The organism is Acidovorax radicis (assembly GCF_020510705.1).
In the GTDB taxonomy this organism is placed as follows: Bacteria; Pseudomonadota; Gammaproteobacteria; order Burkholderiales; family Burkholderiaceae_C; genus Acidovorax; species Acidovorax radicis_A.
Genome location: NZ_CP075184.1, coordinates 392,828 through 410,472, shown reverse-complemented (window position 1 = coordinate 410,472; position 17,645 = coordinate 392,828). Strand labels below are relative to the sequence as shown.

Here is a 17,645-nt window from a genome sequence, read left to right as displayed (position 1 = left end):
GCGCTAGTAGCTACCAAATCAGTAGCAATTTGGTGATCACGACGCCAGCAGCGCCGCTGGCTCTTCACCTTCGAGGACCTGCTGCGCCCACGGCGCAAGCTTGCGCGTGTCGGCGCGCAGCACCTCCTGCTTGACCGCAAGGATCTGCGCGGGGTGCATCGAAAAGCTGCGCAGGCCCAGGCCCAGCAGCAGGCGTGTCATGGTCACGTCGCCTGCGGTTTCTCCACACACACAGATTTCTTTGCCCTGGCGCGCGCCCTCGGCGATCACGTCGGCCACCAGGCGCAGCACGGCCGGGTGCAGCGGGTCGTACAGGTGGGCCACGGCCTCGTCGGCGCGGTCGATGGCCAGGGTGTATTGGATCAGGTCGTTGGTGCCGATCGAGAGGAAGTCGAAATACTTGAGGAAGGTGCGCACCATGAGCGCAGCGGCGGGCACCTCGATCATCGCGCCGAGTTGCACAGGTCCATGCGGCACGCCACGCGCATCCAGCTCGGCACGCGCCAGGTCGACCTGGGCCAGCGTCTGCTGGATCTCGTGGGTGTGCGCCAGCATGGGGAACAACAGGTTCACCTTGCCATGCGCCGCCGCACGCAGCACGGCGCGCAACTGGGTGCGGAACATGGCCGGATCGGCCAGGCTCCAGCGGATGGCGCGCAGACCCAGCGCGGGGTTCAGGTAGCTGTCCTTGTGGCCCTTGTCCAGGGGCTTGTCGGCGCCCACGTCGATGGTGCGGATGGTGACGGGCAGCCCCTTCATGCCGTCAATGGCTTCGCAATACGCACGGTATTGCTCGTCCTCGCCAGGCATGTTGCCGGACTTGCCCATGAAGAGGAATTCGCTGCGAAACAGCCCCACCCCCACCGCCCCGGCGAGCACGGCAGCCGCGGCATCGCCGGGTTGTTCGATGTTGGCCAGCAGTGTGATCTTGTGGCCGTCCATGGTGATGGCCGGCGTGTGGCGCAGGCGCGCCAGGCGCTCGCGCTCCAGCTCCACCTGGCGCTGGCGAAAACCATATTCGGCCAGGATGATGGGCGATGGGTCCACGATGATCACGCCCGCATCGCCGTCGATGATGACCCAGTCGTCCTGGCGCACCAGTTGGCTGGCGGCGCGCGCGCCCACCACGGCCGGAATGTCCATGCTGCGCGCCACGATGGCGGTGTGCGATGTTTTGCCGCCCACGTCGGTCACAAAACCGGCAAACACACTGCGCTTGAATTGCAGCATGTCGGCCGGCGACAAGTCATGCGCCACCAGCACCAGAGGCACGTCCACCGTGTCATCGAGCAGCAAGTCCTGCTGCGTCTTGCGGCGCTGGCTGCTCGCAGGGGGCGCCACGGGGCCTGCAACGCCTTTCATGTAGCGCAGCACGCGCTCCACCACCTGCTCCAAGTCCGCCTTGCGTTCGCGCAGGTATTCGTCCTCCATCTCGTCAAACTGGCGCGCAATGACTTCAAGCTGGGTGGTCAACGCCCACTCGGCGTTGTACAGGCGTTCCGTGATCCAGTGCTTGACGCCGCCCGTGAGGGCCTCGTCCTGCAGCAGCATGAGGTGCACATCCAACAGCGCGGCCAACTCGTGGGGCGCATCGGTGGGCATGTCGGCCTGCAGGCGCTGCAACTCTTCGACCACGGCATTGCGCCCACGGCGCACACGCTCGATCTCGTCCTGCACCTGGTGGGGTTCCACAAAATAGTGCGCCACATCCACGCGGCTCGACGCCACCAGAACGGCGCGCCCAATCGCGATGCCACGGGCGACTGCCAGGCCGGGGACGGAGAAGGTCATGGTGTTATCGTCGGCCCACCCGGACCGACCCATTCGTTTTTGGTGGAGTCAATAGCCATGCGATTCGCGTTCACGGGCGCCATTCCAGCAGTCCTCCCTGCCGCCCCAAAGCGGATTGTTCCCCCTCGGGTGGCTGAAAGCGGCAGGCAGTGCGCAACCGTGGGGGCCATGTTCACTCACCCTCGCCAAACTTGTCGGCGATCAGCGCCAGGAGCGCCTCCATGGCCTCCTGCTCGCGCTCGCCATTGGTTTCGATCTCGACTTCCGAACCCAAACCGGCGGCCAGCATCATCACGCCCATGATGCTTTTGGCGTTGATGCGGCGCTCGCCACGGCTCATGAAGACATCGCACGGAAAACTGCCCGCCAGCTTGGTGAGTTTGGCGGACGCTCGGGCGTGCAGGCCCAGTTTATTGCTGATGGTCGTACGTGTCTTGATCATGTCGGTTGCGGCGGTTCTGGTTTTGTGGCGCGGAGATGGCCACTTGCATGACCCCTTGGGTGCCCCCCACCACGGCGCGGTTGACCACGGAGTCGAGCGACTCGGTGCGGTAGCTCACGGCCCGCAGCAGCATGGGCAGGTTGATACCCGTCACCAGGCGCGAATGGACGCCATCCACCAGCCGCTGCGCAACGTTGCATGGCGTGGCGCCAAACACGTCGGTCAGCACCAGCGTAGTGTCGGTGCCCAACTGTTCGAGCAGGATGCGGGCCTGTGCCAGCGACTCTTCGGGCGGCTGGTTCGGCTGCACATCCAGCGCTGCCACGGCGTCTGCGCAATCGGAAAACACATGCAGCGCGCATTCGCGCATTGCATGGGCCAGCGGTGCGTGGGCAATGATGAGGATGCTGGTGGGGCTCATGGGGTCAGGGTTTGAAGCACATTATGGCGCCGCCCCTGCAGCAGAAACCACGCATACGCGCCTGCGTTGCACGCCAGGTACACCGCCATGGCGGCCTGAAAAGACGCCACGGTAGAAAAGCCGGCGGCGGCAAAGGCATCCACGGCCAGGCCGATCCCCCACTGCACCACAAAAACGCCCGCAAAGATCACCAGGTTGTAGGCCGACAAGGCACGCCCCACCAGCGCCTGCGGAAACTCCATGGCCATGGCCGGTTGCGAAAGCGAGACAAAGGTACATGACACACAAAACAGCGCCCATGCAACGCTCCCGGCGCTCTCCGCAGCCTGGATGATGCCGGCCAGCACCAGCAAGCTCAGCGGCAACCCCAACGCCATCAAACGATTGGCATCAAAACCTTTGCGCAGCAACCACGGGCTGACCATGCCCCAGGCCCAGAACGTGCAGAGCATTGAGGCATTGATCCAGAACAGCCCGGTGGCAGCCTCCAACGGCGAATAACCCGCCACGCGCTGCATCCACGGGCCCGCCCACAAGGTTTGCATAGCCACCATGCCGCCGTAACAAAAGAAACCCAGTGGCGCGAGGCGGCGAAAGTAGGGATGGCGCCACACCACGGAATACCCCGGGGATGCGGCGGCAACAGGCGCCGTACCCGTACCAGGGGCGGTATCGCCTGCTGCCATGCCCGATCGGCCCCACGCCGGCACCCAACGGACAATCACCGCCATTGCCACCGCAATCAGTATCGCCAGGCCCCAGAACAATGGCCGCCACCCAACCACCGGCAACGCCCACTGCACCGGCAGCGTTGAGGCCACCATGCCCAACGAACCTGTCATCAGCATCCACGAGTTGGCCCGCAGCTGAGCGGTGGGCTCCAGCCAGCGGCGAAAGCCGGTGAGCGGCGCCATCAGGCATGCGCTGACACCGGCACCACAGAGCACTCGCCCCGCAAAAAGCCCCGAAAACCCCGTGGCCACCGAAAACACCAGGCAGCCCAGCACCGCGGCCCCCATGAATCCGAGCGCCACTTTTTTCGAGCCATAGCGATCCAGCCACGCGCCCAATGGCAATTGCGTGGCGGCGAACCCCAGAAAGAATCCACCGGCCAAGAGCCCCAGATCCCGCGCATGCAGCGAAAACTCCAGCGCCAGCGTGGGCGCCAGTGTCGCAGTGACCGCCCGCAACAAGGCCGACAAAAAATAGGCGAACGCAAACGCCAGAAACACCACAATGGCCGCGCGCCGAGGCAGCAAGTGGGCTGGCGCACTCATGGCAGCACCAACCCTTCAAAAAACTGGTCGGCCAATTCGGGCCGAGGTTTGGCGGTGTAAACAACCGCGTGGTAAAGACGTATTTGCGGGCCCGACGCCCGTGCAAACCACACCGCCTGGGCCGTGACCGCGCTGCCGTCGGGTCGCCGACCCTGGACCACCGTGCGCACCGATTGCGGCAACACCAGGGCGCCACGCGGCGTAAAGGGGGTGTCGGTGGCCGCAGCGGAGGCCGCGGCTGCGGTCTGCGCCCCCAGATTCGCCACCACCGCAGCACGCCAATGTGCGAGCGCCTTGCCCACCAAGGCAGGGTCGGCCATGGCTGTGTGCGACACGGCAAACACCGCGCCGTCGGCTTCGCAGCCCACCATGGCCAGCTCAGCGGGCGCCCCCGCCAGTTCCACTGTGCGGTGTGCGGCGTCCGGTTTACAGGGAAGGGTGACCGTGAGGTCCGCCTCCGGGACCGGCACGCTGCGCCAATTCAAGGCCGGGCTGCAGGCGGCCAGCGTGAGCGTCAGTGCAAGCGTTAGCGCAAGAGCCACCACGGGGGCCGAAGCCGCCCGCATCCGCAGTATTGGGTTCATGGGTTGATTATCGGCAGCCCTGCACTGGTTTTCCGCCGCGCCAGCAAACGGCGGTCGTCGCGCCTGCGCGTGGCAGCCAACGACGCTGGCAATCCCCATCTGGCAGAACTTTTGCCGAAGGGCAAACTCACAGTCAGAACGGCATTTGAAAATACCGAGAGTCCCCACACGCCAGCGCCAGGAGGCGGTGTCCGGCACAATACCCGAACGGGCCCAGTGCCCCCAGTTTTTACGGATGGATGGTGTAGTCATGGCAATCAAGCATTGGGCTGCGGGTGTGGCGGTCGCCGCGTTTGCTGCGGTAGGCGCCTATGTGTATCTCGACACAGGCCGCTCTGCTGCGCCCGAATCGACCTTCGTGTTACTGGATGGCTCCAGCAAGTCCACCGCGGATCTGAAAGGCAAGGTCACTCTGGTCAACTTCTGGGCCACGAGCTGCACCACCTGCGTCGCTGAAATGCCCGAGATCGTGGCCACCTACAACAAATACAACCGCCAGGGTTTTGACACGCTGGCCGTGGCCATGAGTTACGACCCTCCGAGCTATGTGGTCAACTTCGCCGAAACCCGCAAGCTGCCCTTTCAGGTAGCCATCGACAACACCGGCAAGGTGGCACAAGCCTGGGGCGATGTGCGGCTGACGCCTTCCACCTTTCTCGTCAACAAGCGCGGCGAGATCGTGAAGACGTTTGTGGGAGCACCCAACTTCCCCGAGCTGCACCAACTCATCGAAAAGCTGCTGGCCGAAACCTGACCCACGCCCCTTGCTGCGGGGGCTTTCCCCCGCGAGAGTCTCGCTCCAACAAACAAAGGCCAATTTCATATGAAATTGGCCTTTTGTGCTGATGGGCCAAGCGTCAACAGCTACAAAATATGTAGCAACAGCGAAGAGCCTGAGCCCGATTCTTGAATCACTTCGCGCGGAAGCTGTCGTGGCAGGCTTTGCAGCTGGCCGCTGTGGCGCCAAATGCCGTCTTCAAATTGTCGAGATTGCCCGTTTTAGCCGCTGCCGCGAGCTTGACGGACTCTGCCTCCAGTTTGGTGGCATGGTCCTTGAATTTGGCTTGCTCGGTCCAGATGTCGGGCAGCGCCTTGGTCTGCGCACCCTTGTCGGTGCCGGCACCAAAACCTGCCCACGGCAACTTGGCCATTTCTGCCACGATATCGGCGTTGTCCTGAGCCACTTTGGCGTCAAACGGCGCGCGGCCATTGGCCATCGCACCGATACGGCCAAAATGCTGGCCCATCACAAACAGCGCACTCTGGCGGTATTTGATGGCGTCTTCGGGTTTGGCAAACTGCGCCGAAGCGGGCGCACAAAGGGTCAGGGCCGTGGCGGCCAAGGTCAACGCTACAAGTGCCTTCATGGGTGTTTCCTTTTGTGGGGAGGGGACAATGCAAACGGAATCCGGACAACGACGGGAGTATGCCGTCTTGACCACGGTCACGCTTGGTCCGCCCGCTTTTTGCCCCCCGCGCTCCAGCACAATGGCGGTATCCGTCCCGCCCGCCGCCGCCCGCCACCGTCCGCCACAGCGCATCTCCTTCACCCACCACCATGACGCCACACACTTCGGTTCGCATCTGGGATCTTCCCACTCGCCTCTTTCACTGGGCCTTGGCCGCCTGCGTGATCGCCCTGGTCATCACCGCCAAGGTCGGCGGCAATGCGATGGAATGGCATTTTCGCTTCGGTTATTGCGTGCTGGCGCTGCTGGTTTTTCGAATCGTCTGGGGGCTGGCCGGGGGCTATTGGTCACGGTTCCACGTGTTTTTGTTTTCACCGGCACGGGTGTTCCGCTACCTGCACGGCAATACCCACCCCGATGACAACATCGGCCATAGCCCACTGGGCGCACTGTCGGTCTTTGTGCTGCTGGCCGTGCTGGTGGCCCAAGTCGCCAGCGGCCTGCTTAGCGACGATGAAATCGCCTTTGCGGGCCCGCTCGCGCATTTTGTCTCCAACGCCACGGTCGGGCTGGCCACGGGCTACCACACGGAGATCGGTCAGTTCCTGGTGTTAGGCCTGGTGGGATTGCACCTTCTGGCCATCGCCTTTTATGTGGGCGTGCGCAAGCAGCGGCTGGTCAGACCCATGGTGAACGGCAACAAGGCGCTGCCTGCATCCACAAAACCATCGCGTGACGATGCCGCCAGCCGCATGGCTGCGTTGGTTGTACTGGCTGTGAGCGCCGGGCTGTCCTGGTGGGTGTCATCGCTGGCTGCAACAGCTTTTTGAGCGGACTCGTTACACTGCGGATTCCGTCGTTTTAGCCCTCGCGTTTTGGACAAACCTTCCGTCACCCTGCGGATCCCCTCCTCGCCCGCCGATATGGACGCTGTTCGCGACATTTTTCGCGAATACGCCGATGCCCTGGGGGTGGATCTTTGTTTTCAGAATTTTGAGACCGAGCTGGCGCAATTGCCTGGCGACTATGCAGCGCCCCGAGGTGCCTTGCTACTGGCCGAAGTGGAAGGCGCCGTTGCTGGCTGCTGCGCCCTGCGGCCGCTGGATGCCGCCGACTATCCGAATGCCAGCGAAATGAAGCGCCTGTATGTGCGCAAGGCATTTCGCGGTTTCGGCTTGGGACGAGAGTTGGCAGAAGCCATGCTCGACCTGGCTCGCCAGGCAGGATATGCCTGCGTTCTGCTGGATACGCTGGACGAGATGGAGTCGGCGCGAGCGCTCTACACCGACCTGGGCTTTGAAGAAATCCCGCCCTACTATCACAACCCCATTCCCGGCGCCCACTACCTCAAGGTAGAGGTTTTTTGACGTTTCAGGCCTCCAGCGCTTGACGGTAAAGCGCCAGCAGCTATCAACTTAGAAGCAAATAGGCCGACGATCAAGCCTTGGCCTGCGCCAGCAGCGTGTCGGCACCACTGACTTCAAACTTGCCCGGGGCTTCCACATTGAGTGTGACAACCTTGCCATCGCGCACCAGCATCGAGTAGCGGTTGCTGCGCAAGCCCAAGCCTTTGCCATTCAGGTCCAGCGTCAGGCCGGTGGCCTTGGTGAACGTGGCATCGCCATCGCCCAGCATGCGAACCTTGCCCTCGGTTTTCTGGTCACGCGCCCAGGCACCCATCACGAACGCATCGTTCACGCTCACGCACCAGATCTCATCCACACCGGCGGCCTTGAACTCAGCGGCCTTCTCCATATAGCCTGGCACATGCTGGGCAGAGCAGGTGGGCGTGAAGGCGCCGGGCAATGCAAACAAGGCAATCGTCTTGCCAGCGGTAGCCTTGTCCACAGGAACGGCATTCGGGCCAATGCTGCAGCCTTCGCCGGCCACTTCCGAATACTCCATCAGCGTGCTCGCGGGCAGGGTGTCTCCGACTTTGATCATGGTTAACTCCTTGGTATAGATGGGTGAATGAATAGAAACGGCTGCGCTTGAACGCACCCGACTGCGACACGCACAACGGCGGCGCCACAAAGCAAAACGACCCACATTGTGGGTCGTTTTGAAGGGCTTTGCTGCCCGGGGTTATGCCCCGGACATCAATACACGGCGGCTTACAGCAGGCCGGCCTTTTGCACCAAGCGGGTAGCCACCCAGTTCTTGGTTTTCGAGAGCGGACGGCTCTCGGTGATTTCGATCGTATCGCCCAGCTTGTACTCGCCCTTTTCGTCATGGGCGTGGTACTTGCTCGACTTGCCTACGATCTTGCCGTAGAGCTCGTGCTTCACACGGCGCTCGATCAGCACGGTCACAGTCTTTTGACGCTTGTCGCTGACCACCTTGCCAACCAAGGTGCGCTTGAGGGATTTTTTAGGTTCCGTCATGTTGGGCTCCTTACTTGGCGGCTTGCTTTTCAGCAAGAATGGTCTTGGCACGTGCGATATCACGGCGGGTGGTGCGCAGCGTGTTGGTGTTAGCCAATTGCTGCGTAGCCTTTTGCATGCGAAGGCCGAAGTGGGCTTTCTGCAAAGCCTTGATTTCGGTTTCGATGCCGGCGACGTCTTTTTGGCGCAGTTCAGTAGTCTTCATTGCTTGTTCTCCTGAATTACGCGCCGATCAGGCGGCTGACGAACGTGGTGCGCAGCGGCAGCTTGGCAGCAGCCAGGCGGAACGCTTCACGGGCCAGTTCTTCGGGCACACCGACGATCTCGAAAACGATCTTGCCGGGCTGGATTTCAGCCACGTAGTACTCGGGGTTGCCCTTACCGTTACCCATACGCACTTCTGCGGGCTTGGTAGAGATTGGCTTGTCCGGGAACACGCGGATCCAGATACGGCCGCCACGCTTGACGTGACGGGAAATCGCACGGCGTGCAGCTTCGATCTGGCGGGCCGTCAGACGGCCACGGTCGGTGCACTTCAGGCCGAAATCACCGAACGCTACGGAGGCTCCCCGTGTAGCGACACCAGTGTTACGACCCTTTTGCTCCTTGCGGTATTTGCGGCGAGCAGGTTGCAGCATCTTTATTCTCCTTTGCCGTCCGCTGCTGTAGCGGGCGCGTCAACTTTACGAACGCGCTTAACGGCGGTTGCATCGGCGCCACCGGCGCCGACGGGCTTGTCGCTGCCATCGGCCGGTGCGGTGTTGCCACCGACAGGACGACGTGGACCGCGACCTGCGCCTGGACGGTCGCCACCTGGGCGGCCATCACGGCGTGGACCACGTGGGCGGCGCTCGTCGTCTGGACGCGGTGTTTCCACTGCGGGCAGATCATTGCGACCCAAGGTGTCACCCTTGTAGACCCAGACCTTGACGCCGATCACACCATAGGTGGTCTTAGCTTCGGAGGTACCGTAGTCGATGTCGGCGCGCAACGTATGAAGTGGCACGCGGCCTTCACGGTACCACTCGCAGCGAGCGATTTCGATACCGTTCAGACGACCGGACGACATGATCTTGATGCCCTGGGCACCCAGACGCATGGCGTTCTGCATGGCGCGCTTCATGGCGCGGCGGAACATTATCCGCTTTTCAAGCTGTTGCGTGATGCTGTCGGCGATCAGCTTGGCATCGATTTCAGGCTTGCGCACTTCTTCGATGTTCACTGCGACAGGCACGCCCAGGCGAATGGCGAGTTCCTTCTTGAGGTTCTCGATGTCTTCACCCTTCTTGCCGATCACCACGCCCGGACGAGCCGAGTAAATGGTGATGCGGGCGTTCTTGGCAGGACGCTCGATCAGGATGCGCGACACAGCCGCGTTCTTGAGCTTGGCCTTCAGGTACTCGCGCACCTTGATGTCTTCGGCCAGCATGCCCGCGAAATCACGGTTGCTGGCGTACCAACGGCTGGACCAGTTGCGGCTGACCGCAAGGCGGAAGCCGGTAGGATGGATTTTTTGTCCCATAGTCTTCCCGAGCCTTTAGTTGCCAACCGTCACGTACACATGGCACGTGGGCTTGCTGATGCGATTGCCGCGGCCTTTGGCGCGCGCGGTGAAGCGCTTGAGCGTGGTGCCTTGTTCGACGTAGATGGTCTTGACCTTCAGTTCGTCGATGTCAGCACCATCGTTGTGTTCGGCATTAGCGATGGCCGACTCCAGAACCTTCTTGACGATTCCCGCAGCTTTTTTCTGCGTGAAGTTCAGGATGTTCAGAGCCTGGTCTACCTTCTTGCCGCGGATCAGGTCAGCGACCAGACGGCCCTTGTCGACCGACAGACGGACGCCCCGGAGGACTGCACGTGTTTCAGACATGGTCGTTCCTTACTTCTTCGCTTTTTTGTCAGCGGGGTGACCCTTGAAGGTGCGCGTCAGGGCGAATTCGCCCAGCTTGTGGCCCACCATCTGGTCTGTGACATAAACAGGTACATGCTGCTTGCCGTTATGCACGGCAATGGTCAGACCGATGAAATCGGGCAGAACCATGGAGCGACGCGACCATGTCTTGACAGGTTTCTTGTCCTTGGTGGCGACGGCTTTTTCAACCTTGGCCAGCAAGTGATGGTCAACAAATGGACCCTTTTTAAGAGAGCGAGTCATCTGTTACCCCTTACTTCTTGCGACGCGACACGATCATGATCTGTGTGCGCTTGTTGTTACGGGTGCGATAACCCTTGGTCAGATTGCCCCAAGGATCGACTGCATGGCGGCCTTCGCCGGTGCGGCCTTCGCCACCACCGTGAGGGTGATCCACAGGGTTCATGGCCACGCCGCGAACCGTAGGACGAATACCCATCCAGCGCTTCACACCGGCCTTGCCGAGTTGGCGCAGGCTGTGTTCTTCGTTGGCGACTTCACCGATCGTGGCGCGGCACTCGATATGAATCTTGCGCACTTCACCCGAACGCATACGCACCTGGGCGTAGATGCCTTCACGGGCCAGCAGCGTAGCCGAAGCACCAGCCGAACGGGCGATCTGGGCACCGGCACCGGGCTTGAGCTCGATGCAGTGGATTGTCGAACCGACGGGGATGTTGCGGATAGGCAGCGTGTTGCCAGCGCGGATCGGAGCTTCCGAACCAGACAGCAGGGTTGCGCCCACTTCCAGGTTGCGGGGAGCAATGATGTAGCGACGTTCGCCGTCGGCATAACACACCAGAGCGATGTGGGCCGTACGGTTTGGATCGTACTCAATACGCTCAACCTTGGCGGCAATGCCGTCCTTGTTGCGCTTGAAGTCCACCACACGGTAGTGGTGCTTGTGACCACCGCCCTTGTGACGGGTAGTAATGTGACCGTTGTTGTTACGACCGGCCTTCTGGAACTGAGGCTCCAGCAGGGGGGCGTAAGCTTCACCCTTGTACAGGTGGTCACGGGTAACCTTCACCACAGCACGTTGGCCGGGCGAAGTAGGTTTCATCTTGATGACAGCCATGATTACGCGGCCTCCCCAGACAGGTTCAGCTCTTGACCTGGCTGCAGCGTGACATATGCCTTGCGAACGTTGTCGCGGCGGCCGATAGTCTTGCCGAAACGCTTGGTCTTGCCTTTGGTGTTCACCACAGAAACGCCCTTGACCTCAACCTTGAACATCAATTCCACAGCGGCCTTGATTTCTGGCTTGGTAGCGTTCTGCAGCACCTTGAACGTCACTGCATTGGACTTTTCAGCAACCATGGTGGCCTTTTCGGACACGATGGGAGCGACCAGCACTTGCATCAGACGACCTTCGTCAAACTTGAGTGTGCTCATGCGAACATCTCCTTGAGTTTGTCGATTGCACCCTTGGTGACGAGCACTTTCTTGAAACGCACCAGCGACACGGGATCGGCGTAACGGGGCTCAACGACGAGCACGTTCACCAGATTGCGCGAAGCCAGGTACAGGTTTTCGTCCACTTCATCGGCGATCACCATCACCGATTGCAGGTTCATCGCCTTGAACTTGTCAGCCAGGACCTTGGTCTTGGGCGAGTCCAGCTTCAGCGAGTCGACCACAGCCAGACGGCCTTCACGGGCCAGCTGCGACAAAATCGCAGACATGCCAGCGCGGTACATCTTCTTGTTGATCTTCTGTGTGAAGTTTTCGTCAGGCATGTTCGGGAAAATCCGACCACCCCCACGCCACAGAGGCGAGGAAGTCATACCTGCACGTGCGTTACCCGTACCCTTTTGCTTGAAAGGCTTCTTGGTCGAGTGACGAACTTGCTCGCGATCCTTCTGGGCGCGAGTGCCTTGGCGTGCGTTGGCCTGATAGGCCACGACGATCTGGTGAACCAGATCTTCGTTGTATTCACGACCGAACACGGTTTCAGGGACATCCAGCTTGGATGCGCCTTGGCCTTGGTCATTCAGGAGTTCGAGCTGCATTAGTTCGCTCCTTTGGAAGATTTGGCCTTGACCGCTGGACGAACCGTCACGAACCCACCCTTGGAGCCCGGAATAGCGCCCTTGATCAAGAGCAGTTGACGCGCTTCGTCGATGCGGATCACATCGAGGTTTTGCGTGGTCTTGGTGACATCGCCGAGGTGGCCCGTCATGCGCTTGCCGGGGAACACGCGACCGGGGTCTTGTGCCATACCGATGGAGCCAGGAACGTTGTGCGAACGGCTGTTACCGTGCGACGCGCGCTGCGACTTCATATTGTGGCGCTTGATGGTACCGGCGTAGCCTTTACCAATCGAAGTGCCTTGCACGTCGACCTTTTGCCCCACGGAAAACACGGACGTCACAGCCACCGAACCACCAGCTTGGTACTGGGCGGCGGTATCTGCGGTCACGCGGAATTCCTGGATTATCTCACCGGCTTCCACACCTGCCTTGGCAAGGTGGCCGGCTTCTGGCTTGGTCACGCGCGATGCTTTGCGCGAACCGAACGTGACCTGCAGGGCCACGTAGCCATCATTCTCTTGGGTTTTGATCTGGGTAACGCGGTTATTGGACACATCCACCACCGTGACAGGCACTGCGTCCCCATCATCGGTGAACAGACGCATCATGCCCACTTTGCGACCCAGCAACCCGAGGGAGTTGCTCAGACTCATTTGTTTCTCCAAAACTTCCACCGCCACAACTTCAATTGGCTGCGGCGTTTGCGCTCTCGTGCATGAAAGAAGGTTAATAAAACCCCGCGCGTCGCACCTGCAAGCAGGCGCAAATCGAGCGAAGCCCTAAAGTATAACGCGAACTGCTTTTTCAAGCAAGTTCGCGTTATTTCAGACACCACAAGGCAGGAGAACCCGCCTTGCAACGACTATTACTGCAGCTTGATTTCGACGTCCACGCCTGCGGGCAGGTCGAGCTTCATCAGAGCGTCAACGGTTTTGTCCGTTGGGTCCACGATGTCCATCAGACGCTGGTGCGTGCGGATTTCCAGCTGGTCGCGCGACGTCTTGTTGACGTGTGGCGAGCGCAGGATGTCGAAACGCTTCATGCGCGTTGGCAAAGGCACGGGGCCTTTGACAATGGCGCCGGTACGCTTGGCGGTATCAACGATTTCAGCGGCGGACTGGTCAATCAGCTTGTAATCGAAAGCTTTCAGACGGATACGGATTTTTTGCTTGGACATGGCAAGTTCCTTGTTCTGCTTATGAATTAAGCAATGATCTTTGCCACGACGCCGGCGCCGACGGTACGACCGCCTTCACGGATGGCGAAGCGCAGACCTTCTTCCATGGCGATGGGGTTGATCAGCTTCACAGTGATCGACACGTTGTCGCCAGGCATGACCATTTCCTTGTCGGCTGGCAGCTCGATGGCACCAGTCACGTCGGTCGTGCGGAAGTAGAACTGAGGACGGTAGTTGTTGAAGAAGGGCGTGTGACGGCCACCTTCGTCCTTGGACAGAACGTACACCTCAGCGGTGAAGTGCGTGTGGGGCTTGATCGAGCCGGGCTTGCACAGCACTTGGCCGCGTTCCACGTCTTCACGCTTGGTGCCGCGCAGCAGCAAGCCAACGTTGTCGCCTGCTTGACCTTGGTCCAGCAGCTTGCGGAACATTTCCACGCCGGTGCAAGTGGTCTTGACGGTGTCTTTGATGCCGACGATTTCGATTTCTTCGCCGACCTTGACGACGCCGCGCTCGATACGACCGGTCACGACGGTGCCGCGGCCAGAGATCGAGAACACGTCTTCCACAGGCATCAGGAAGGCACCGTCCACAGCGCGCTCAGGCGTGGGGATGTAGGTGTCCAGCGCTTCGGCCAGCTTCATGATGGCTTCTTCGCCCAGAGGACCCTTGTCGCCTTCCAGGGCGAGCTTGGCGGAACCACGGATGATCGGGGTGTCGTCGCCAGGGAAGTTGTATTTGTCCAGGAGTTCGCGCACTTCCATTTCGACGAGTTCGAGCAGCTCTTCGTCGTCCACCATGTCGCACTTGTTCAGGAACACGATGATGTAAGGCACGCCCACTTGGCGAGCCAGCAGGATGTGTTCGCGGGTCTGGGGCATGGGGCCGTCAGCGGCCGAGCACACCAGGATGGCGCCGTCCATCTGGGCAGCGCCGGTGATCATGTTCTTCACATAGTCGGCGTGGCCTGGGCAGTCCACGTGGGCGTAGTGGCGGTTGGCCGTTTCGTATTCCACGTGAGCGGTGTTGATCGTGATGCCGCGGGCCTTTTCTTCTGGAGCCGCGTCGATCTGGTCGTAAGCCTTGGCTTCACCGCCGAACTTGGCCGACAGCACCGTGGCGATGGCCGCCGTCAGTGTCGTCTTGCCATGGTCCACGTGACCGATCGTGCCCACGTTGACGTGGGGCTTGGTACGTTCGAACTTACCTTTTGCCATTTTCAAATCTCCAAAGAGCAATGCCTGTGTCAGGGTTTAACGTCTGCACCCGGTTGCTGATTCGTCCCGCACAGGGCAACAGGACGGCACCGGGTCGCAGATTGCAAGAATATTGCTACTATTTACATAGCTGTCAGCGCTTGATTGACAAGCGCTGACAGCCAACTTCAGTCAAAAAATCGAAAAGCCTGCCGGAGCAGACTTTTCCCCGGCACCTTTATTTGGCGCGGGCAGCCATGATGGCTTCGGACACGTTGCGGGGCGCTTCGCTGTAGTGCTTGAATTCCATCGAATACGTGGCACGGCCTTGCGTTGCGGAACGCAGCGTGGTCGAGTAGCCGAACATTTCCGACAGAGGCACTTCAGCGCGGATCGCCTTGCCGCCGCCAGGAATGTCTTCCATGCCTTGCACCATGCCGCGACGTGAGGACAGATCGCCCATCACGTTACCGGCGTAGTCTTCAGGCGTTTCCACTTCCACGGCCATCATGGGTTCCAGAATGACCGGGCCGGCCTTGCGGCAACCTTCCTTGAAGCCGAAGATGGCAGCCATCTTGAACGCCAGTTCGTTCGAGTCCACATCGTGGTACGAACCGAAGTGCAGCGTGACCTTGACGTCCACCACGGGGTAGCCAGCCAGCACGCCTTGCGTCACGGCTTCGGTGATACCCTTTTCCACGGCCGGGATGAATTCGCGAGGAACCACACCACCCTTGATCGCGTCGACGAACTCGATGCCCTTGCCGGCTTCGTTGGGCTCGATCTTGAGCACCACGTGACCGTACTGACCCTTACCGCCGGACTGGCGCACGAACTTGCCTTCGGCTTCTTCCACCGTCTTGCGGATGGTTTCGCGATAAGCCACTTGGGGCTTGCCCACGTTGGCTTCCACGCCGAATTCGCGCTTCATCCGGTCCACAATGATTTCCAGATGCAACTCGCCCATACCAGCGATCAGCGTTTGGCCGGACTCTTCGTCGGTCTTCACACGGAACGATGGATCTTCAGCGGCCAGACGTTGCAGGGCAATGCCCATTTTTTCCTGGTCAGCCTTGGTCTTGGGCTCAACGGCCTGCGTGATCACAGGCTCAGGGAACACCATGCGTTCCAGAATAATGGGCGCGCCGATATCGGACAGGGTTTCGCCTGTCGTCACGTCCTTCAACCCCACGCAAGCAGCAATGTCGCCCGCACGGATTTCGTCCACTTCAACGCGGTCGTTCGCCATCATCTGCACGATACGGCCGATGCGCTCTTTCTTGCCCTTGATCGAGTTGTAGACCGTATCGCCCTTGGTCAGGACGCCCGAATACACGCGAACGAAGGTCAACTGACCCACGAACGGATCGGTCATCAGCTTGAACGCCAGCGCAGAGAACTTCTCGCCATCGTCTGCCTTGCGGGTAACGGGCTTTTCGTCTTCGTCCGTACCCGTCACGTCCGGGATATCCACGGGCGAAGGCAGGTAGTCGATCACGGCATCCAGCATGCGCTGAACACCCTTGTTCTTGAAAGCCGTGCCACACAACATCGGGTGAATTTCAGTCGCGATCGTGCGGGTACGCAGGCCGAGCTTGATTTCGTCTTCAGAGAGAGAGCCCTCTTCGAGGTACTTGGTCATCAGATCTTCCGACGCTTCAGCCGCAGCCTCAACCATCTTCTCGCGCCACTCTTCGGCCAATGCCTGCAGATCTGCGGGGATCTCGGCATAGTCGAACTTCATGCCCTGCGAAGCTTCATCCCAGAGGATGGCTTTCATCTTGAGCAGGTCAACCACGCCCTTGAAGCCTTCTTCGGCACCAATCGGGATCACCACAGGCACGGGGTTAGCCTTCAGGCGCAGCTTCATCTGGTCATAGACCTTGAAGAAGTTGGCACCGGTACGATCCATCTTGTTCACAAAGGCCAGACGTGGCACCTTGTACTTGTTGGCCTGGCGCCAGACGGTTTCCGACTGGGGCTGCACACCACCCACGGCACAGTACACCATACAGGCGCCGTCCAGCACGCGCATCGAGCGCTCCACTTCAATCGTGAAGTCGACGTGGCCGGGGGTATCGATGATGTTGAAGCGGTGCTCAGGGTAGGAAAGGTCCATACCCTTCCAGAAGCAGGTCACAGCAGCCGAAGTAATCGTGATGCCGCGCTCTTGCTCTTGCTCCATCCAGTCCATGGTCGCCGCGCCATCATGCACTTCACCAATTTTGTGGTTCACACCGGTGTAGAACAGGATACGTTCAGTCGTCGTAGTCTTGCCAGCGTCAATATGGGCCGAGATACCGATATTGCGGTAGCGCTCGATGGGGGTCTTGCGAGCCATGGTGAATCCTTGGATGGGTCGTGTTATTCGGGGGACAGGGGCGCCATTGTGACGCTGCAGCCCGTCAATTTTGTGACCGCCTCAATCGCCACAAGGCTGCAGGCAAAAATGCTTGCAGCCTTGCACTTGACGACAAAAACGGCTCGTCGGTTTAGAAGCGGAAGTGGCTGAATGCCTTGTTGGCTTCGGCCATGCGGTGAACTTCGTCACGCTTCTTCATGGCACCGCCACGGCCTTCAGTGGCTTCAAGCAGCTCGTTGGCCAGGCGTTGGGCCATCGACTTTTCGCCACGCTTGCGGGCGGCTTCCTTGATCCAGCGCATCGACAGCGCCAGACGACGGACAGGGCGCACTTCCACAGGCACCTGGTAGTTCGCACCGCCGACACGGCGCGACTTGACCTCCACCATGGGCTTGACGTTGTTGATGGCAACAACAAAAGCTTCCAGAGGATCCTTGTCAGGGTGCTTCTTTTCGATCAGTTCCAGGGCGCCATAAATGATGCGCTCTGCCACTGCTTTTTTGCCGCCTTCCATGATCACGTTCATGAATTTGGACAGCTCTACGTTGCCGAACTTAGGATCCGGCAGGATTTCACGTTTGGGGACTTCGCGACGACGTGGCATTTTTCACCTCATATTGCTTCAGTTGGCATCTTTTCAGACACCGCGAGATTCAT

24 protein-coding genes are annotated in these 17,645 nt (G+C 60.3%); 3 read left to right on the top strand and 21 right to left on the bottom strand.

The window, feature by feature from the left end:
- Positions 1–36: 36 nt before the first annotated feature.
- The 5 genes from ptsP to KI609_RS01830 form a co-directional block, all read right to left on the bottom strand.
- Positions 37–1,791 (bottom strand): phosphoenolpyruvate--protein phosphotransferase, encoded by a 1,755-nt coding sequence (gene ptsP / locus KI609_RS01850; protein ID WP_226446536.1) that lies wholly within the window; start codon positions 1,789–1,791, stop codon positions 37–39.
- Positions 1,792–1,963: 172 nt separating this feature from the next.
- A complete protein-coding gene (locus KI609_RS01845) occupies positions 1,964–2,233 on the bottom strand; it encodes an HPr family phosphocarrier protein (protein ID WP_226446535.1) in 270 nt (89 codons plus the stop codon).
- Positions 2,202–2,654: a PTS sugar transporter subunit IIA gene (locus tag KI609_RS01840; RefSeq protein WP_226446534.1), complete on the bottom strand. Its 453-nt coding sequence runs from the start codon at positions 2,652–2,654 to the stop codon at positions 2,202–2,204. The genes KI609_RS01845 and KI609_RS01840 overlap by 32 nt, the downstream gene beginning before the upstream one ends.
- Positions 2,651–3,931: an MFS transporter gene (locus KI609_RS01835; protein WP_226446533.1), complete on the bottom strand. Its 1,281-nt coding sequence runs from the start codon at positions 3,929–3,931 to the stop codon at positions 2,651–2,653. The genes KI609_RS01840 and KI609_RS01835 overlap by 4 nt, the downstream gene beginning before the upstream one ends.
- On the bottom strand, positions 3,928–4,515 hold the full coding sequence (locus KI609_RS01830) for a hypothetical protein (RefSeq protein ID WP_413463362.1): 588 nt from the start codon (positions 4,513–4,515) through the stop codon (positions 3,928–3,930). Before KI609_RS01830 ends, KI609_RS01835 begins: the two co-directional genes overlap by 4 nt.
- A 250-nt stretch (positions 4,516–4,765) precedes the next feature.
- Here KI609_RS01830 and KI609_RS01825 point away from each other — a divergent pair, with 250 nt between their 5' ends.
- Positions 4,766–5,269, top strand: coding sequence for a TlpA family protein disulfide reductase (locus KI609_RS01825; RefSeq protein ID WP_226446531.1), 504 nt, complete (start codon positions 4,766–4,768; stop codon positions 5,267–5,269).
- 157 nt (positions 5,270–5,426) lie between these two features.
- Here the strand turns inward: KI609_RS01825 and KI609_RS01820 are convergent, their stop codons facing one another.
- Positions 5,427–5,882, bottom strand: coding sequence for a c-type cytochrome (locus KI609_RS01820; protein ID WP_226446529.1), 456 nt, complete (start codon positions 5,880–5,882; stop codon positions 5,427–5,429).
- 191 nt (positions 5,883–6,073) lie between these two features.
- Here KI609_RS01820 and KI609_RS01815 point away from each other — a divergent pair, with 191 nt between their 5' ends.
- Positions 6,074–6,754, top strand: coding sequence for a cytochrome b/b6 domain-containing protein (locus KI609_RS01815; RefSeq protein ID WP_226446527.1), 681 nt, complete (start codon positions 6,074–6,076; stop codon positions 6,752–6,754).
- Positions 6,755–6,799: 45 nt separating this feature from the next.
- A complete protein-coding gene (locus KI609_RS01810) occupies positions 6,800–7,291 on the top strand; it encodes a GNAT family N-acetyltransferase (RefSeq protein ID WP_226446525.1) in 492 nt (163 codons plus the stop codon).
- Positions 7,292–7,361: 70 nt separating this feature from the next.
- Here KI609_RS01810 and KI609_RS01805 read toward each other — a convergent pair whose 3' ends face one another.
- From KI609_RS01805 to rpsG, 15 genes are all read right to left on the bottom strand, one after another.
- The gene (locus KI609_RS01805; protein ID WP_226446523.1) at positions 7,362–7,868 is read right to left on the bottom strand and encodes a peroxiredoxin; all 507 of its coding nucleotides are present in this window, start codon (positions 7,866–7,868) and stop codon (positions 7,362–7,364) included.
- Positions 7,869–8,038: 170 nt separating this feature from the next.
- Complete coding sequence (rpsQ, locus tag KI609_RS01800) at positions 8,039–8,308, bottom strand: 30S ribosomal protein S17 (RefSeq protein ID WP_226446521.1); 270 nt, start codon at positions 8,306–8,308, stop codon at positions 8,039–8,041.
- Positions 8,309–8,318: 10 nt separating this feature from the next.
- A complete protein-coding gene (gene rpmC, locus KI609_RS01795; RefSeq protein ID WP_226446519.1) occupies positions 8,319–8,513 on the bottom strand; it encodes a 50S ribosomal protein L29 in 195 nt (64 codons plus the stop codon).
- A gap of 16 nt (positions 8,514–8,529) precedes the next feature.
- Positions 8,530–8,946: a 50S ribosomal protein L16 gene (gene rplP, locus KI609_RS01790; RefSeq protein ID WP_010467180.1), complete on the bottom strand. Its 417-nt coding sequence runs from the start codon at positions 8,944–8,946 to the stop codon at positions 8,530–8,532.
- 2 nt (positions 8,947–8,948) lie between these two features.
- Positions 8,949–9,830, bottom strand: coding sequence for a 30S ribosomal protein S3 (gene rpsC, locus KI609_RS01785; RefSeq protein ID WP_226446517.1), 882 nt, complete (start codon positions 9,828–9,830; stop codon positions 8,949–8,951).
- A 15-nt stretch (positions 9,831–9,845) separates the two neighbouring features.
- Entirely contained in the window at positions 9,846–10,178 is a 333-nt protein-coding gene (gene rplV / locus KI609_RS01780) for a 50S ribosomal protein L22 (protein ID WP_007847806.1), read from the bottom strand.
- 9 nt (positions 10,179–10,187) lie between these two features.
- A complete protein-coding gene (gene rpsS / locus KI609_RS01775) occupies positions 10,188–10,463 on the bottom strand; it encodes a 30S ribosomal protein S19 (RefSeq protein WP_099739882.1) in 276 nt (91 codons plus the stop codon).
- A gap of 10 nt (positions 10,464–10,473) precedes the next feature.
- Positions 10,474–11,298, bottom strand: a complete 825-nt coding sequence (rplB, locus tag KI609_RS01770) for a 50S ribosomal protein L2 (RefSeq protein WP_226446515.1) — start codon at positions 11,296–11,298, stop codon at positions 10,474–10,476.
- 2 nt (positions 11,299–11,300) lie between these two features.
- Positions 11,301–11,615, bottom strand: coding sequence for a 50S ribosomal protein L23 (gene rplW / locus KI609_RS01765; protein WP_010467173.1), 315 nt, complete (start codon positions 11,613–11,615; stop codon positions 11,301–11,303).
- Positions 11,612–12,232: a 50S ribosomal protein L4 gene (rplD, locus tag KI609_RS01760; protein ID WP_008906425.1), complete on the bottom strand. Its 621-nt coding sequence runs from the start codon at positions 12,230–12,232 to the stop codon at positions 11,612–11,614. Before rplD ends, rplW begins: the two co-directional genes overlap by 4 nt.
- A complete protein-coding gene (rplC, locus tag KI609_RS01755; protein WP_100412088.1) occupies positions 12,232–12,906 on the bottom strand; it encodes a 50S ribosomal protein L3 in 675 nt (224 codons plus the stop codon). Before rplC ends, rplD begins: the two co-directional genes overlap by 1 nt.
- A 212-nt stretch (positions 12,907–13,118) precedes the next feature.
- The gene (gene rpsJ, locus KI609_RS01750; RefSeq protein ID WP_005796953.1) at positions 13,119–13,430 is read right to left on the bottom strand and encodes a 30S ribosomal protein S10; all 312 of its coding nucleotides are present in this window, start codon (positions 13,428–13,430) and stop codon (positions 13,119–13,121) included.
- Positions 13,431–13,456: 26 nt separating this feature from the next.
- Positions 13,457–14,647: an elongation factor Tu gene (gene tuf / locus KI609_RS01745; RefSeq protein WP_226446513.1), complete on the bottom strand. Its 1,191-nt coding sequence runs from the start codon at positions 14,645–14,647 to the stop codon at positions 13,457–13,459.
- 217 nt (positions 14,648–14,864) lie between these two features.
- Complete coding sequence (fusA, locus tag KI609_RS01740; protein WP_226446511.1) at positions 14,865–16,967, bottom strand: elongation factor G; 2,103 nt, start codon at positions 16,965–16,967, stop codon at positions 14,865–14,867.
- 151 nt (positions 16,968–17,118) lie between these two features.
- On the bottom strand, positions 17,119–17,592 hold the full coding sequence (gene rpsG, locus KI609_RS01735; protein WP_092700195.1) for a 30S ribosomal protein S7: 474 nt from the start codon (positions 17,590–17,592) through the stop codon (positions 17,119–17,121).
- Positions 17,593–17,645 lie beyond the last annotated feature (53 nt).

What these genes read in the sequence shown, in the direction of transcription:
- ptsP (WP_226446536.1), bottom strand. Translation starts at nt 1,791, where the DNA reads ATGACCTTCTCCGTCCCCGGCCTGGCAGTCGCCCGTGGCATCGCGATT.
- KI609_RS01845 (WP_226446535.1), bottom strand. Translation starts at nt 2,233, where the DNA reads ATGATCAAGACACGTACGACCATCAGCAATAAACTGGGCCTGCACGCC.
- KI609_RS01840 (WP_226446534.1), bottom strand. Translation starts at nt 2,654, where the DNA reads ATGAGCCCCACCAGCATCCTCATCATTGCCCACGCACCGCTGGCCCAT.
- KI609_RS01835 (WP_226446533.1), bottom strand. Translation starts at nt 3,931, where the DNA reads ATGAGTGCGCCAGCCCACTTGCTGCCTCGGCGCGCGGCCATTGTGGTG.
- KI609_RS01830 (WP_413463362.1), bottom strand. Translation starts at nt 4,515, where the DNA reads ATGAACCCAATACTGCGGATGCGGGCGGCTTCGGCCCCCGTGGTGGCT.
- KI609_RS01825 (WP_226446531.1), top strand. Translation starts at nt 4,766, where the DNA reads ATGGCAATCAAGCATTGGGCTGCGGGTGTGGCGGTCGCCGCGTTTGCT.
- KI609_RS01820 (WP_226446529.1), bottom strand. Translation starts at nt 5,882, where the DNA reads ATGAAGGCACTTGTAGCGTTGACCTTGGCCGCCACGGCCCTGACCCTT.
- KI609_RS01815 (WP_226446527.1), top strand. Translation starts at nt 6,074, where the DNA reads ATGACGCCACACACTTCGGTTCGCATCTGGGATCTTCCCACTCGCCTC.
- KI609_RS01805 (WP_226446523.1), bottom strand. Translation starts at nt 7,868, where the DNA reads ATGATCAAAGTCGGAGACACCCTGCCCGCGAGCACGCTGATGGAGTAT.
- rpsQ (WP_226446521.1), bottom strand. Translation starts at nt 8,308, where the DNA reads ATGACGGAACCTAAAAAATCCCTCAAGCGCACCTTGGTTGGCAAGGTG.
- rpmC (WP_226446519.1), bottom strand. Translation starts at nt 8,513, where the DNA reads ATGAAGACTACTGAACTGCGCCAAAAAGACGTCGCCGGCATCGAAACC.
- rplP (WP_010467180.1), bottom strand. Translation starts at nt 8,946, where the DNA reads ATGCTGCAACCTGCTCGCCGCAAATACCGCAAGGAGCAAAAGGGTCGT.
- rpsC (WP_226446517.1), bottom strand. Translation starts at nt 9,830, where the DNA reads ATGGGACAAAAAATCCATCCTACCGGCTTCCGCCTTGCGGTCAGCCGC.
- rplV (WP_007847806.1), bottom strand. Translation starts at nt 10,178, where the DNA reads ATGTCTGAAACACGTGCAGTCCTCCGGGGCGTCCGTCTGTCGGTCGAC.
- rpsS (WP_099739882.1), bottom strand. Translation starts at nt 10,463, where the DNA reads ATGACTCGCTCTCTTAAAAAGGGTCCATTTGTTGACCATCACTTGCTG.
- rplB (WP_226446515.1), bottom strand. Translation starts at nt 11,298, where the DNA reads ATGGCTGTCATCAAGATGAAACCTACTTCGCCCGGCCAACGTGCTGTG.
- rplW (WP_010467173.1), bottom strand. Translation starts at nt 11,615, where the DNA reads ATGAGCACACTCAAGTTTGACGAAGGTCGTCTGATGCAAGTGCTGGTC.
- rplD (WP_008906425.1), bottom strand. Translation starts at nt 12,232, where the DNA reads ATGCAGCTCGAACTCCTGAATGACCAAGGCCAAGGCGCATCCAAGCTG.
- rplC (WP_100412088.1), bottom strand. Translation starts at nt 12,906, where the DNA reads ATGAGTCTGAGCAACTCCCTCGGGTTGCTGGGTCGCAAAGTGGGCATG.
- rpsJ (WP_005796953.1), bottom strand. Translation starts at nt 13,430, where the DNA reads ATGTCCAAGCAAAAAATCCGTATCCGTCTGAAAGCTTTCGATTACAAG.
- tuf (WP_226446513.1), bottom strand. Translation starts at nt 14,647, where the DNA reads ATGGCAAAAGGTAAGTTCGAACGTACCAAGCCCCACGTCAACGTGGGC.
- fusA (WP_226446511.1), bottom strand. Translation starts at nt 16,967, where the DNA reads ATGGCTCGCAAGACCCCCATCGAGCGCTACCGCAATATCGGTATCTCG.
- rpsG (WP_092700195.1), bottom strand. Translation starts at nt 17,592, where the DNA reads ATGCCACGTCGTCGCGAAGTCCCCAAACGTGAAATCCTGCCGGATCCT.